Source organism: Rathayibacter sp. AY1F3 (assembly GCF_002931975.1).
In the GTDB taxonomy this organism is placed as follows: Bacteria; Actinomycetota; Actinomycetes; order Actinomycetales; family Microbacteriaceae; genus Rathayibacter.
Genome location: NZ_PSVF01000014.1, coordinates 82,373 through 95,280, shown reverse-complemented (window position 1 = coordinate 95,280; position 12,908 = coordinate 82,373). Strand labels below are relative to the sequence as shown.

The following is a 12,908-nucleotide window of genomic DNA, read 5'->3' as shown; positions in this document are numbered from 1 at the left end:
GCACCGGCCCGGCCCCCGCCGCCTCCTGACGCTTCCGCGGGCCGGCTCCGCGGAAGCGTCAGGAGGCGGCGGGGGCCGGGCCGGTGCTCTCGCGGACGATGAGGCGGGTGGGCACCAGCGAGACGCCGGTGCGCTCGCCCGACTCGAGCTCGCGCAGGAGGATGTCGACCGAGCGGCGGCCCGTGTCTCCGAAGAACTGGCGCACCGTCGTCAGCGGCGGCCAGAAGCTCGCCGACTCCTGCATGTCGTCGAAGCCCGCGACGCTCACCTCGCCGGGCACGGCGCGTCCGGCCTCGTGCAGGGCGCGCAGCACGCCGAGCGCCATCTGGTCGTTGGCGGCGAAGATCGCGGTCACCTCCGGATCGGCGGCGAGCCGCTTGCCGAGGCGGTAGCCGGAGTCGGTGGACCAGTCGCCGACCAGCACCTCCGGCACCGGGGCGCCGCGCTCGATCAGGGTCGACTCCCATGCCTCGTGGCGGCGCTCGGCGGAGTAGGAGCGGTCGGGGCCGGCGATGTGGTGCACGGTGCGGTGGCCGAGCCCGAGCAGGTGCTCGACGGCCTGGCGGGCGCCCGACATCTGGTCGGTGTCGACCACCGGGTACTTCTCGCCGCCGGCGGAGTCGACGACCACCACGGGCAGGTCCGGCGGGAGGACGATGTCCGCCTCGTCGAGCAGGTGCGCCTCGACGATGATGATGACGCCGTCGACCGCCTCCTCGCTCAGCCGGTGGAACGCGACCGACACCTCGCCCTGGGTGGGGTGGGAGACGGGGATGAGGGTGATCGAGTAGCCCGCGTCGGCGGCCGCGATCGCGATGGCGTCGAGGGTGCGCATGTTGCCGAACGAGGACAGCGTGAACATGATCACGCCGATGCTGTGGAAGCGGCCCGTCCGCAGGGCCCGCGCCGCGCTGTTGGGCCGGTAGCCGAGGGCCCGCATCGCCTCGAGGACCCGCTCGCGCGTCTCGCCGTCGACGTTCTGCTTGCCGTTCGACACCCGCGAGACCGTCTGGCCCGAGACGTTCGCGCGCCGGGCCACGTCGGCCATCGAGACGCCGCGTCGCGGCCGGGTGGACGGGGACGGGCGGTCGGTCTCGAGTGACATGGGCTTCCCTTTATAGCGCGCCGCCCGTCAGCCGTGGTGCATCGTGCGCCGAACCGTGACGCAGGAACAGTCGCGGGTGGCGACGTGGACATGCTACGGTGACGCTCTGCCATGTTGACGTGAACATGGCGGGCCCGCACTACTCCCCGAACGGAATCCCATGACGACGACGTCTCCCCCCGTCCCGCTGAGCGAGGTCGCCCCTCCGGCGTCCCCCCTCGCGGCCCCGAAGTCGCGGGCGAAGAGCGAGTGGAAGGGCCTGGCGTTCGTCGCCCCCTTCCTCGTCGTCTTCCTCCTGGTCTTCATCGCCCCGGTCGTCTACTCGATCTACCTCAGCCTCTTCCGCGAGCAGCTGGTGGGCGGCAACTCCTTCGTCGGCTTCGCGAACTACGCCGCGATCTTCACCGACCCGAACTTCTGGGAGGGCTTCGGCCGCGTCCTGCTGTTCCTCGTCGTGCAGGTCCCCGTGATGCTCGTGCTGGCCCTCGTCGCGGCCCTCGCGATCGACAGCGGGCGCCTCCACGGCACCGGCTTCTTCCGCATCGTGGTCTTCCTCCCCTACGCCGTCCCCGCGGTCGTCGCGGTGCTGATGTGGGGCTTCATCTACGGCGACAACTTCGGCCTGGCCGCGAACGTCAACGACCTGCTCGGCTCCGACGTCGTCCAGCCCTTCTCGCGCGACTGGATCCTCGCCTCGATCGGCAACATCGTCACGTGGGAGTTCGTGGGCTACAACATGCTCATCTTCTACTCCGCGCTGAAGACGATCCCCGGCGAGCTCTACGAGGCGGCCGAGATCGACGGCGCCGGCCCGATGCGCGTCATCCGCTCGATCAAGCTTCCCGCCCTGCGCGGCGCGATCGTCATCGCCACGATCTTCTCGATCATCGGCAGCTTCCAGCTGTTCAACGAGCCGAACATCCTCCGGACGCTGGCGCCGAACATCATCACCACCTACTTCACCCCGAACATGTACGCCTACAACCTGTCCTTCGCCGGTCAGCAGTACAACGCGTCGGCCACGGTCGCCATCGTCATGGGCGTGATCACCGCGGTGATCGCCTACGTCGTGCAGCTCCGCGGCGCGCGGAAGGAGAACTGATGGCCCTCGCGACCGCTCCCCGGACGCCCGCCCGCGCCCCGAAGCGCCCGGCCGCCCGCCGCGGCTCCTCGGTGCAGCCCAAGAAGTCGATCGCCTTCACCCTGCTGATGTCGGTCTTCATCCTCTACAGCCTCGTGCCGCTGGCCTGGCTGGTCATCAACGCGACGAAGACGCAGGCCGGCCTGCTCTCGAGCTTCGGCCTCTGGTTCGACGGCGACTTCGTCTTCTTCCAGAACATCGCCGACACCCTCAGCTACCGCGACGGGATCTTCCTCCGCTGGCTCGGCAACACCCTGCTCTACGTCGTCGTCGGCGCCGGAGGAGCGACGCTCCTGGCCACGCTCGCCGGCTACGGCCTCGCGAAGTTCCGCTTCACGGGCCGCAAGGCGGTCTTCGCCGTGGTGCTCGGAGCGATCGCGGTGCCCGGCACGGCCCTCGCCGTCCCGACGTTCCTCATGTTCAGCCAGCTCGGCCTGACCAACACCCCGTGGGCGATCATCATCCCCTCGTTGATCAGCCCGTTCGGCCTGTACCTGGTGTGGGTCTACGCGGTGGAGTCGGTGCCCACCGAGCTGCTCGAAGCGGCGCGGATGGACGGGGCGGGCGAGTTCCGCACCTTCTTCACCATCTCCATCCGCCTCCTCGCCCCCGGCATCGTGACCGTGCTGCTGTTCTCGGTCGTCGCGACCTGGAACAACTACTTCCTCCCGCTGATCATGCTGAGCGACCCCACCTGGTACCCGCTCACCGTCGGCCTCAACCAGTGGAACGCGCAGGCCACCGGCGTCAGCGCGCAGCCGATCTACAACCTCGTGATCACGGGCTCGCTCCTCACGATCATCCCCATCGTCGTCGCCTTCCTCGGACTCCAGCGCTTCTGGCAGTCCGGTCTGAGCGCCGGCAGCGTCAAGGGCTGAGCCCTCCCCCTACCCATCCCCCGGCCGGAGCGTCCTGCCCCGTCCACAGCACCCGCAGCACGAAGAAGTGAAGGGAAACACCACCATGAAGATCGCCCGTTCCGCCCTCAGGCGGACCCTGACGGTCGCGGCCGTCGCGGCCCTGGCCGCCGGCTCCCTCGCGGCCTGCTCGTCCACCTCCGGTGGCGGCACGACCACGAGCGCCGGCTCCGCCGCCGACCTCGACTCCGCCCTCGAGGCCGGTGGCAAGACCACGTACTGGAGCTGGACCCCCAGCGCCGAGGCGCAGGTCGCCGCGTTCGAGAAGGCCTACCCGAAGGTCGATGTCGAGCTCGTCAACGCCGGCACCAACAAGGACGAGTACACCAAGCTCGAGAACGCGATCAAGGCCGGCTCGGGCGCCCCCGACGTCGTCCAGATCGAGTACTACGCCATGCCGCAGTTCGCGCTGTCGGACTCGCTCCTCGACCTGTCGCAGTACGGCATGGGCGACCTCGAGGACAAGTACTCCGCCTCCACCTGGGGCAGCGTCAACATCGACGGCAAGCTCGTCGGCCTCCCGCAGGACTCGGGCCCCATGGCGCTGTTCTACAACAAGACCGTCTTCGACCAGTACGGCATCGCCGTCCCCGCCACCTGGGACGAGTACGTGGCCGCGGCCGAGAAGCTGCACACCGCCGACCCGTCGAAGTACATCACCGCCGACACCGGCGACGCCGGCTTCGCGACCAGCATGATCTGGCAGGCGGGCGGCGAGCCGTTCACCACCGACGGCACGGACGTGAAGATCGACCTCGCCGACGAGGGCACCGCCAAGTGGACCGGCGTCTGGAACCAGCTGGTCGAGAAGAAGCTGCTCTCGGACACCCCCGCCTGGGGCGACGAGTGGTACAAGGGCCTCGCCGACGGCTCCATCGCCTCCCTGGTGACCGGCGCCTGGATGCCCGGCGTGCTGGAGTCCAGCGTCCCCGACGCCTCCGGCGACTGGGCCGTCGCGCCGATCCCGACCTACGACGGCACCGCCGTCAGCGCCGAGAACGGCGGTGGCGGCCAGTCCGTCACCAAGCAGAGCGAGAACCCGGCGCTGGCCGCCGCGTTCCTGCGCTGGCTGAACAGCGACCAGGCCTCGGTCGACGTCTTCCTGCAGAGCGGCGGATTCCCGTCGACCACGGCCGACCTCGACAGCTCGGACTTCACCGGTCAGGAGTCGGAGTACTTCGGCGGCCAGAAGATCAACGAGGTGCTGACCCAGGCCTCGAAGGACGTCCGCTCCGGCTGGTCGTACCTGCCCTACCAGGTCTACGCGAACAGCGTCTTCGGCGACACCGTCGGCCAGGCGTACGCCAACGGCACCAGCCTCGACCAGGGCCTCGCCGACTGGCAGAGCAAGCTCGTCCAGTACGGCAACGCGCAGGGCTTCACCGTCTCGGAGTAGCACCACTGCTCGACGCGGGGCCGGCCGGATCGCTCCGGTCGGCCCCGCGTCGTTCTCACGCTCGGACACACCGGGCACCGATCCTGAGGGGGATCCAGATGACCACCGCTCCCGAGAGCCGCTTCGCCATCGGCGCCGCCGACTTCGAGCTCGACGGCCGCCCGCACCGCATCCTGTCGGGGGCACTGCACTACTTCCGCATCCACCCGGACCTCTGGGCCGACCGGATCCGCAAGGCCCGCCTGATGGGCCTGAACACCATCGAGACCTACGTCGCCTGGAACGCGCACGAGCCGCGCCGCGGCGAGTGGCGCGAGGACGCCGGGCTCGACCTGGGCCGCTTCCTCGACCTGATCGCCGCCGAGGGCATGCACGCGATCGTGCGTCCCGGCCCCTACATCTGCGCGGAGTGGGACAACGGCGCCCTTCCGGCCTGGCTCTTCCGCGACCCCGAGGTGGGCGTGCGCCGCTCGGAGCCGAACTACCTCGCCGCGGTCAGCGACTACCTGCGCCGCGTGTACTCGATCGTGGCCCCGCGCCAGATCGATGCCGGCGGGCCCGTGGTCCTCGTGCAGATCGAGAACGAGTACGGCGCGTACGGCTCCGACAAGGAGTACCTGGCCGAGCTCGTGCGGGTGACCCGCGACTCCGGCATCACAGTGCCGCTGACCACCATCGACCAGCCCACTCCGCAGATGCTCGCCGACGGCAGCCTGCCGGGCCTGCACCTCACCGGCTCGTTCGGCTCGCGGACCACGGAGCGCCTCGCGACGCTGCGCGAGTTCCAGCCCACCGGGCCGCTGATGTGCATGGAGTTCTGGTGCGGCTGGTTCGACGACTGGGGCACCCAGCACCACACGACGGACGCCGACGCCTCCGCGCAGGAGCTCGACACCCTGCTCGCGGCCGGCGGCTCGGTCAACATCTACATGTTCCACGGCGGCACCAACTTCGGCCTGACCAGCGGGGCGAACGACAAGGGCCGCTACGCCGCGATCACGACGAGCTACGACTACGACGCCCCGCTCGACGAGGGCGGCGACCCGACCGCGAAGTTCTGGGCGTTCCGCGAGGTCATCGCGCGCTACGCGCCGGTGCCGGAGGAGGTGCCCGCGGTGCGCCCGCCGGCCCCCGCCCTGACCGCTCCGCTCGTCCCCGGCCCGGCGCTGCTCGGCCTCGGCCAGGCGTTCGGACCGGCCGCGCACCTCGATGCGATGGCCAGCTTCGACGACCTCGGCCACGACGACGGCTTCGTGCTCTTCACGACGACGCTCGACGGCTCCTCCGCTCCGGTCCGCCTCGTGGTGGGCGAGGAGGTGCGCGACCGCGCCTGGGTGCTGCTGGACGGCGTGCCGGTGGGCGTGCTGGCGCGCGACCACCACGAGCGGGCGCTGACTCTGCCGAGCGGACGCGGCGAGCTCGCGATCCTGGTCGAGAACCAGGGCCGGGTGAATTACGGCACACGCATCGGCGAGCACAAGGGCCTGATCGGAGGCGTGACGCTCGACGGCGCCCCGCTGACCGGCTGGGCGGCGCGTGCCCTCGCGCTGGAGTGCCTTCCCGACCTGGCCGTCGCGGCACCGGCGTTCTCGGCCGGGCCGCAGCTCGCCTCCGGCTCGTTCGACCTCGACGAGCAGGCCGACCTGTACGTGGACACGCTGCACTGGGGCAAGGGCCTGGTCTGGGTGAACGGCTTCCTCCTCGGACGCTACTGGCGCCGCGGACCGCAGCGGACGCTGATCGTCCCCTCTCCGGTCACCCGCGCCGGCCGCAACCGGGTCGTGGTGCTGGAGCTGGAAGGCATCGCCGAGCCGGAGATCCGCCTGCTCGCGGGAGCCGAGCTCGGGCACACCGAGATCTGAGCTGCGGAGCGGAGGCGGCGGGAACGGCCGTCGAAGGCGCGGGTTCGGGGTTCCGGGCTCCGTTGTGCGGGAGGGGCCGGGCCGACCCCGATCCGCACGCGCTGCCGGACCGCCTCCGGTCTGCGGATGCCACCGGGCCGCGTCCGTCCTGCGGGCGGCGCCGGGCCGCCTCCGGGACGCGAGGCTCTGCTAGCCTCAGGCGCCCCGGTGCGGCGCCGGCGGGCGAAGGGGGAGACATGATGTCCAAGACACTGCTGCGCACGACTCTGACGGGAGGCGCGCTGCTGCTCGCCCTCTCGGGCTGCGCGGGGACCGCGACGAGCGGATCGACCCTCCGCCCGTTCACCCCGACGCTCCCCTCGTCGTCGGCCGCCCCGTCCGCCACCGCGACGGCCGCCGCCCCGACCGCCGACACCGCTCAGAAGACCGGCGAGCAGGTGGCCGCCGTGCTGACCGGCGTGCAGTTCGTGCCCGGCGAGTACGCGAGCATCCAGGAGATGCTCGACTCGATCTACCCCGGCCTCACCGCGACCGACGCGAGCTGCCTCTCGCCGTTCGGCCTGGGCTGGGACACCGCGCAGCCCGCCGCCGGACTCTCGTACGGCACCAGCGCCGACCGCTCCATGACCGCCGTCGTGTCGAGCACCGGCACCGCCGACGCGGCCGCCTCGCTCCTCGCGAGCGCCACCGACGCGACATCGCGCTGCGCCTCCGGCTCGACGCTCTTCGCGATGCAGGGCGTGCCGGTCGAGACGACCGTCGAGCGCACCGAGCAGACGCTGACCGGCGCCGACGAGACGCTCGGCTGGAAGGTGTCCGGAGCCGTGGGCGGCAAGCCGTTCTCGCTCGTGGGCATCACCGCGCGCGTCGGCGGCGACGCGGTCGCGCTCGTGGGCTGGGACCCGACGACGAACACCTCGTACGTCCCGCGCGCGACGCAGCTCGTCGTCGACGGGCTGTAGGGCGCTGGGCGCTCTGAGCTCTGGCCCTGACTCTGGCTCTGACTCTGGCTCTGGCTCTGGCTCTGGGCTCTGAGTCCTGCGCTCGGCCGTCCGCTCCTCCGCGAGAGTCCAGGAGTCGTCGCACTCGACGCCGACTGCGACGACTTCTGAACAGCGGGCGCAAGTCGAGCGCCGGGACTCCGAGCTCTGAGCTCTGAGCGCTGCACTTCGACGCCCTCTCCTTAGCGACTGTCCGGGAGTTGTCGCGCTCGACGCCGAGTCCGACAACTCTTGAACAGTGGGCGGAGGATCGGGCCGAGCGCCTGAGCTCAGAGCGCTGGTCGCTGCGCGTTGCGCGTTGGGCTTCGTGCTTCGGGCTTCGGGCTTCGGGCTTCGGGCTTCGGGCTTCGGGCTTCGGGCTTCGACGCTCGCTCCTCCGCGAGAGTCCAGGAGTCGTCGCACTCGACGCCGAGTGCGACCACTCCTGAACAGCGGGCGGAGGAGCGGGGCGGAGCGGGCACCGGTCACCGGGCGCCGGGCACCTCCCGGGCTTCGGGCACCCCGCACCCGGCGCTGGAGCGCGGCTCAGGCCAGCCAGGAGAGGGTGCCGCCGTGGGCGGCCGCGCTCGCGAGCGGGACGCCGTCGGCGGCGAGCAGGAACGGGGTCGGCTCGGGAGCCGTGCGGTCCCCGCGCGCGGCGACGAGGTGCGGGAGCAGCGCCTCCGCCTCGAGCGTCACCAGGCTCGCGCCGCGATCGGCGACCGTCGCCAGGACGCTCTCGCGCGCGGCCCACGGAAGGTAGACCAGGGTCCCGAGCGAGACGACGACCGTCCGCAGACCCGGCGGCACCGCGTCGAGCAGGGCGGGCAGCTCGGCGGCCGCATCGCCCGCGACGATCGTCGGCGGGTCGTCCTGCAGAGTCTCCACGGCCGAGCGGAGCCGCGCGGTCCGCTCCGGGCGGTCGGGCGGGAGCAGCGCCTCCAGCCAGGCGACGTCCTCGGGCGAGCGGACGTCGAGCGGCGCCAGGTCGAGCCCCCGGCGCCACGCGACGACCGGCAGCCGCGCCGGCGCCGCGCCTCCGCTCACCGCGCACCGCAGCAGAGGCGCGCCCGACCCGAGCCGCGTCTCGCCGTCGCTCGCCGTGAAGGCGTAGGAGTACCGCTCCGGCGCCAGACAGAGCCCCGCGGAGGCGCCGATCTCGACGAGCGCCACCGGCTCGCCGGGCTCCGTGATCCGCTCCAGCGCTGCGACCAGGGGCGCGCACCGCAGCGCCTCGTTGGTCTGCGTCCTCCGCTCGGCGGCGACCGGCGCCACCCGCGCCCACTCGCTCCGGAACCACGCGGCGAACTCGGCGCCGTCGACGTCGGGCACGCCGAGCAGCCGCGCGACCGAGAAGAGCAGGGACGGCTGCCGGTGCTGCGCGGGCAGCTCGTCGATCAGGGCGACGAGGCGCGCATCCTCCGCGACGGCGAGCGCCCACTCGACCTGCCGCTCGGAGGTCGGCGCGAGCTCGACGGCGGCGCGGCGGAAGCGGTCGGCGGAGGAGGAGGAGGACATGCCTCCATCCTGAGGGAGCGGCGCCACGGTTCCTGCAGGCGGGCGGAGGACCTGCGCGGCGGGCGACGGCCCCGCCCCCGCGGATGTCGGTGGTCGCCGGTAGAACGGACTCATGTCCGACACCGCTCCGAGCCCCGCGTCCGCGCCGGTCCGCGAGCGGCGCCTGCTCGACATCCGGCGGATCTACGCCGAGCCGGCCGCGCTCGAGCTGCCCCGCGGGCAGGATGTCGTGGCGCGCTGGCCGGGCGCCGAGATCGTGCCCGTCGAGTCGCACTGGCTGATCCCGGAGGTGCACGGCGACGAGGCGAACGTCGCGCGCTGGGTGCGCATCAAGACGGAGGCGCTCGTGCTCGGGGTGAAGAAGTCGCTCGTCACGCGCCCGAACGGCCGCTCGGCCGACTTCATCGCCCCCTCCACCGCCAACGGCTGCGCCATGGCGTGCGTCTACTGCTACGTGCCGCGGAGGAAGGGCTACAGCAACCCGATCACGCTCTTCACGAACATCGAGCAGATCCAGCGCCACCTCGCCCGGCACATCGGCAAGCAGGGCCCCAAGGCCGAGGCGAACCAGTGCGACCCGGAGGCCTGGGTCTACGACATCGGCGAGAACAGCGACTGCTCCGTCGACGCGCTGCTGAGCGAGAACGTCCGCGACCTCTGCGAGCTGTTCCGGATGTCGCCCACCGCCAAGGCGTCCTTCGCGACCAAGTACGTCAACCGCGAGCTCCTCGAGTGGGACCCGCTCGGGCGCACGCGCATCCGGTTCTCGCTGATGCCCGCCGAGACGGCGAAGGTCACCGACATCCGCACCTCGCCGATGGCCGAGCGGATCGCGGCGATCAACGACTTCGTCGACGCCGGCTACGAGGTGCACGTCAACTTCTCGCCCGTGATCCTCACCGAGACCTGGCAGCAGGACTGGACCGAGCTCTTCGACCAGCTCGACGCCGCCCTCCACCCGCGGGCGAAGGCGCAGCTCGCGGCCGAGGTGATCCTCCTCACGCACAACGAGGGCCTGCACGAGGTGAACCTCGGCTGGCACCCGAAGGCGGAGTCGCTGCTCTGGCAGCCGGGACGCCAGGAGCAGAAGGTCTCCGAGAACGGCGCCGTCAACATCCGCTACCGACGCGACCTCAAGCGCGCGGCCCTCGACCGCTTCCGCGCCCTCCTCGCCGAGCGCCTCCCCTACTGCCGCGTCCGCTACGCCTTCTGAGCGTCGGCACCCCCGCCGGAGCGGCGGCGCGACGACTCGCGGAGGAGCGCACCCTCCCGCGCACGCCGAGACACCGCCGCGGAGACGGCGTCTCGACGGAGCCGTACGCGCTGTCCAGTGAGCGCAGCGTCACGCCTCCTCCCGCTCCACCCGCCACGCCGAGACACCGTCGGCCCGCCCGACACACCACCGCCGAGGCGGCGTCTCGCGCACGAGCGCGCCGTCTCGACGCAGCCGCACCGCCCACCCGAGGCACCCGCAACTGAGCCCCGGAGTCGCCCGGCTGGGAGTCCGCCCGGCGGCCGGGGCCACTGCTTCGCATTCCGGATAGCGGCACGTGCCCTCCGAACGAGGGGCGTACTTTCGGAGAACAGCCGGAGGGACGGCCCGACCGCCCGACTCCACGGGCCTGCAGAGCAGGCGTCAGCGGGGATCGGCGGCTCGGCGCGACGGCATCCGGGCTCGACATCCCGGAGCCCGGCACCCCCGGATCGACACTCCGGACACTCGACTCGGCGGCACAGCACACCCCGGGTCCTGCTCCCCACGAACACCCCCCACCATCTCGCACTCCCCCTCCCGGCGGCACTCGCCGGGGCACCTCACCGTCGCGGTCGGCACCCGCGACACAGCACAGAACGGCGGCACGCACCATGGGCGCTCTCCTCTACGGCACTCCCCCCACCTCGCACGAGATCGACGACCGCGCACTCGCGCACCTGCAGATCGTCATGATCAACAAGTTCCGCCGCGACGAGGCGTTCGCCTTCCAGCTCGACGCCTCGAGCGCGCACGGCACCGGACGCCAGACGCTCTGGCTGCACCCGACCATCCCCCTCCAGTTCTCGTTCCACGGAAGCCGCATGCCGGCGATCAACGCCACCTGGGTGCGCGCACTGATGGAGGAGGCCAACAGCGGCCGGGGCCTGCGGATCGTCACCGAGCCGGCGCAGCAGCCCGAGTCCTCCGGGCTCACGCACGCTGCCTGAGCGCGCTGTGTCCAGGCGCGACGACGACGAGCCGATGGAGGTCACCGACTTCGTCGAGCTCGCCGGTGCGGTGCACGACGACGCGGGCTTCGAGTGCTCCTCCACTGTCGACGGCGTGACGGGCGCGCTCTGCGTGCTGCCCGACTCCCTGGTGCTGCGGAGCGCCGGCACCGGAGACTCGACCCGCGTCGGCACCCGCGACATCCGCTCCTGGCGGGCCACTCCGGCCGGCGCCACCTTCTCGCTCGCCGTGGAAGCCGGAGCGCGGCACACCGTGGTGCTGCTCACGCAGTTCCAGGCGGCGACCGTCCAGGCCATGACCCGCGCCGCCGGACCCGCGACTGGTTTATCCGCTTAACGAATTCCCCGTTCGGGGCACGCGGTGAGGAGCGCTCCTCGTGCGACCCTGATCGGGATGAACGAGAAGGACGAGGTCATGCGCTCCGACATCGGCGGGCGTGACATCGAGCAGGCGCGGGCCCTCTTCGAGCAGTCGTACAACGGGCACCGCTTCGTCGTCGAGCCCGGCGAGGACTTCTCGTACCGCTACACCTCCGTCGGCGACGGCGATGTGACGCTCCGCGGCAGCCAGTTCGCCGGCTCCGTGCAGGGCTCGATCCAGACCGAGGGCGAGTACGTCGTCTCGTGGCTGACCGCCGGCGCGGGCGTCACCGATCTCGACGGCGACGCGGTGACCCTCGGATTCGGGCAGCCGGCGGTCTTCGTCAACGACCGCCCCAGCCGGTTCGAGTTCCACGACTACCGCCAGAACCTCATCCACTTCGACGGCGCGTACCTCGAGGGCATCGCGGAGGAGGTCGAGGGCACCCGCGGCCCCCTCCTCTTCGACACCACCGCACGACCCGAGGGCGCGGCGCTGCGGCGCTGGTCGGCGACCGTCGCGACGGTCGCCCGGGTGATCTACGACGCCGACAGCTCGCCGCTGCTGCGCCGCGAGGCCGACCGCGCGGTCGCCGTCGCCCTGCTCGAGACCTTCCCGCACGCGACGCTGGACACCCCCGGCGACCTCGGAGTGCCCCGCTCGGGGCGCCTCCGCCAGGCGATCGAGTACATGTACGAGCACGCCCACGAGCCGCTCCGGACCGAGCAGATCGCCGACGCGGCGGGCATGGGCCTGCGGACGCTGCAGACCGAGTTCCGGCGCGAGTTCGGCTTCACCGCGGTCGACTACCTGCGGAGGATCCGGCTGGACGGCGTGCAGAAGGAGCTGCGGGCGGGCGAGTCCGGAGTCGTCAGCGTCAGCGAGGTCGCACGGCGCTGGGGCTTCGCGCACCTCGGCCGGTTCTCGGCCTCGTACGCCCACCGCTTCGGCGAGCGCCCCAGCACCACGCTCGACACCTGAGGCGTCAGAGGTAGTCGGTCCCGCCGTCGTCCTCGCTGTCGTCGCCCTCGCCGCGCGGCTGCACGGTCGGCCGCGCGGGCTGGAGCCGTCGGGTCTTCTCGCGCATCGACTCCACCGCCTCCGGGTCGTCGAGGTCGACGCCGCGGTCGAGCGCCGGGCTGGTGAAGAGCTGGCTGGCCGGCCCGACCAGGAGACGGGTCTCGCCGCGCAGCCCCTCGTCCGAGAGCGACGGCACCACGACCAGGTCCGACTTCCCCACGTTCGCCAGCGCCTGCGCGTACTCGACGACCGCCGAGCACACCTCGTCGCCCAGCAGCACGTATCCGCTCGCGTAGTACAGCTTCTGCATCTCGCCCTCCCCTGGATCCCGGACCGCCCCTCCGGTCGGCCCGTCCCCCGACGCTAGGACGGCGCCGACCGGCCG

The 12,908-nt window shown here is 71.9% G+C and carries 12 protein-coding genes; 9 read left to right on the top strand and 3 right to left on the bottom strand.

The features are described from left to right. Nucleotides 1–58: 58 nt before the first annotated feature. On the bottom strand, nucleotides 59–1,105 hold the full coding sequence (locus C5C39_RS10320) for a LacI family DNA-binding transcriptional regulator (RefSeq protein ID WP_146076621.1): 1,047 nt from the start codon (nucleotides 1,103–1,105) through the stop codon (nucleotides 59–61). Between the two features lie 160 nt (nucleotides 1,106–1,265). Here C5C39_RS10320 and C5C39_RS10315 point away from each other — a divergent pair, with 160 nt between their 5' ends. The 5 genes from C5C39_RS10315 to C5C39_RS10295 all read left to right on the top strand — a co-directional run bounded on the left by C5C39_RS10315 (nucleotide 1,266) and on the right by C5C39_RS10295 (nucleotide 7,383). After that, the gene (locus tag C5C39_RS10315; RefSeq protein WP_104223405.1) at nucleotides 1,266–2,207 is read left to right on the top strand and encodes a carbohydrate ABC transporter permease; all 942 of its coding nucleotides are present in this window, start codon (nucleotides 1,266–1,268) and stop codon (nucleotides 2,205–2,207) included. 107 nt (nucleotides 2,208–2,314) lie between these two features. After that, nucleotides 2,315–3,124 carry a carbohydrate ABC transporter permease gene (locus C5C39_RS10310; protein WP_258062773.1) on the top strand — a complete coding sequence of 270 codons (810 nt, stop codon included), beginning with the start codon at nucleotides 2,315–2,317 and terminating at the stop codon, nucleotides 3,122–3,124. Between the two features lie 85 nt (nucleotides 3,125–3,209). Then, nucleotides 3,210–4,559: a sugar ABC transporter substrate-binding protein gene (locus C5C39_RS10305; RefSeq protein ID WP_104353328.1), complete on the top strand. Its 1,350-nt coding sequence runs from the start codon at nucleotides 3,210–3,212 to the stop codon at nucleotides 4,557–4,559. Between the two features lie 98 nt (nucleotides 4,560–4,657). Then, on the top strand, nucleotides 4,658–6,421 hold the full coding sequence (locus tag C5C39_RS10300; protein ID WP_104353327.1) for a beta-galactosidase family protein: 1,764 nt from the start codon (nucleotides 4,658–4,660) through the stop codon (nucleotides 6,419–6,421). Between the two features lie 236 nt (nucleotides 6,422–6,657). Further along, nucleotides 6,658–7,383 (top strand): hypothetical protein, encoded by a 726-nt coding sequence (locus C5C39_RS10295; RefSeq protein WP_146083918.1) that lies wholly within the window; start codon nucleotides 6,658–6,660, stop codon nucleotides 7,381–7,383. 564 nt (nucleotides 7,384–7,947) lie between these two features. Here C5C39_RS10295 and C5C39_RS10290 read toward each other — a convergent pair. Next, entirely contained in the window at nucleotides 7,948–8,919 is a 972-nt protein-coding gene (locus C5C39_RS10290; RefSeq protein ID WP_181136368.1) for a DUF2332 family protein, read from the bottom strand. Nucleotides 8,920–9,031: 112 nt separating this feature from the next. Here C5C39_RS10290 and C5C39_RS10285 point away from each other — a divergent pair, with 112 nt between their 5' ends. The 4 genes from C5C39_RS10285 to C5C39_RS10270 all read left to right on the top strand — a co-directional run bounded on the left by C5C39_RS10285 (nucleotide 9,032) and on the right by C5C39_RS10270 (nucleotide 12,484). Next, on the top strand, nucleotides 9,032–10,132 hold the full coding sequence (locus C5C39_RS10285; RefSeq protein WP_104353324.1) for a spore photoproduct lyase family protein: 1,101 nt from the start codon (nucleotides 9,032–9,034) through the stop codon (nucleotides 10,130–10,132). Nucleotides 10,133–10,785: 653 nt separating this feature from the next. Beyond that, nucleotides 10,786–11,121, top strand: a complete 336-nt coding sequence (locus C5C39_RS10280) for an ATP-dependent DNA ligase (protein WP_104223411.1) — start codon at nucleotides 10,786–10,788, stop codon at nucleotides 11,119–11,121. A 7-nt stretch (nucleotides 11,122–11,128) separates the two neighbouring features. After that, nucleotides 11,129–11,479, top strand: coding sequence for a hypothetical protein (locus C5C39_RS10275; protein WP_104223412.1), 351 nt, complete (start codon nucleotides 11,129–11,131; stop codon nucleotides 11,477–11,479). 57 nt (nucleotides 11,480–11,536) lie between these two features. Then, on the top strand, nucleotides 11,537–12,484 hold the full coding sequence (locus C5C39_RS10270; protein WP_104353323.1) for an AraC family transcriptional regulator: 948 nt from the start codon (nucleotides 11,537–11,539) through the stop codon (nucleotides 12,482–12,484). 4 nt (nucleotides 12,485–12,488) lie between these two features. Here the strand turns inward: C5C39_RS10270 and C5C39_RS10265 are convergent, their stop codons facing one another. Further along, nucleotides 12,489–12,833 carry a hypothetical protein gene (locus tag C5C39_RS10265; protein ID WP_104353322.1) on the bottom strand — a complete coding sequence of 115 codons (345 nt, stop codon included), beginning with the start codon at nucleotides 12,831–12,833 and terminating at the stop codon, nucleotides 12,489–12,491. Nucleotides 12,834–12,908: the final 75 nt, after the last annotated feature.

Bases quoted from the DNA above. Each gene is read 5' to 3' on its own strand.
- C5C39_RS10320 (WP_146076621.1), bottom strand. From the start codon at position 1,105: ATGTCACTCGAGACCGACCGCCCGTCCCCGTCCACCCGGCCGCGACGC.
- C5C39_RS10315 (WP_104223405.1), top strand. From the start codon at position 1,266: ATGACGACGACGTCTCCCCCCGTCCCGCTGAGCGAGGTCGCCCCTCCG.
- C5C39_RS10310 (WP_258062773.1), top strand. From the start codon at position 2,315: ATGTCGGTCTTCATCCTCTACAGCCTCGTGCCGCTGGCCTGGCTGGTC.
- C5C39_RS10305 (WP_104353328.1), top strand. From the start codon at position 3,210: ATGAAGATCGCCCGTTCCGCCCTCAGGCGGACCCTGACGGTCGCGGCC.
- C5C39_RS10300 (WP_104353327.1), top strand. From the start codon at position 4,658: ATGACCACCGCTCCCGAGAGCCGCTTCGCCATCGGCGCCGCCGACTTC.
- C5C39_RS10295 (WP_146083918.1), top strand. From the start codon at position 6,658: ATGATGTCCAAGACACTGCTGCGCACGACTCTGACGGGAGGCGCGCTG.
- C5C39_RS10290 (WP_181136368.1), bottom strand. From the start codon at position 8,919: ATGTCCTCCTCCTCCTCCGCCGACCGCTTCCGCCGCGCCGCCGTCGAG.
- C5C39_RS10285 (WP_104353324.1), top strand. From the start codon at position 9,032: ATGTCCGACACCGCTCCGAGCCCCGCGTCCGCGCCGGTCCGCGAGCGG.
- C5C39_RS10280 (WP_104223411.1), top strand. From the start codon at position 10,786: ATGGGCGCTCTCCTCTACGGCACTCCCCCCACCTCGCACGAGATCGAC.
- C5C39_RS10270 (WP_104353323.1), top strand. From the start codon at position 11,537: ATGAACGAGAAGGACGAGGTCATGCGCTCCGACATCGGCGGGCGTGAC.
- C5C39_RS10265 (WP_104353322.1), bottom strand. From the start codon at position 12,833: ATGCAGAAGCTGTACTACGCGAGCGGATACGTGCTGCTGGGCGACGAG.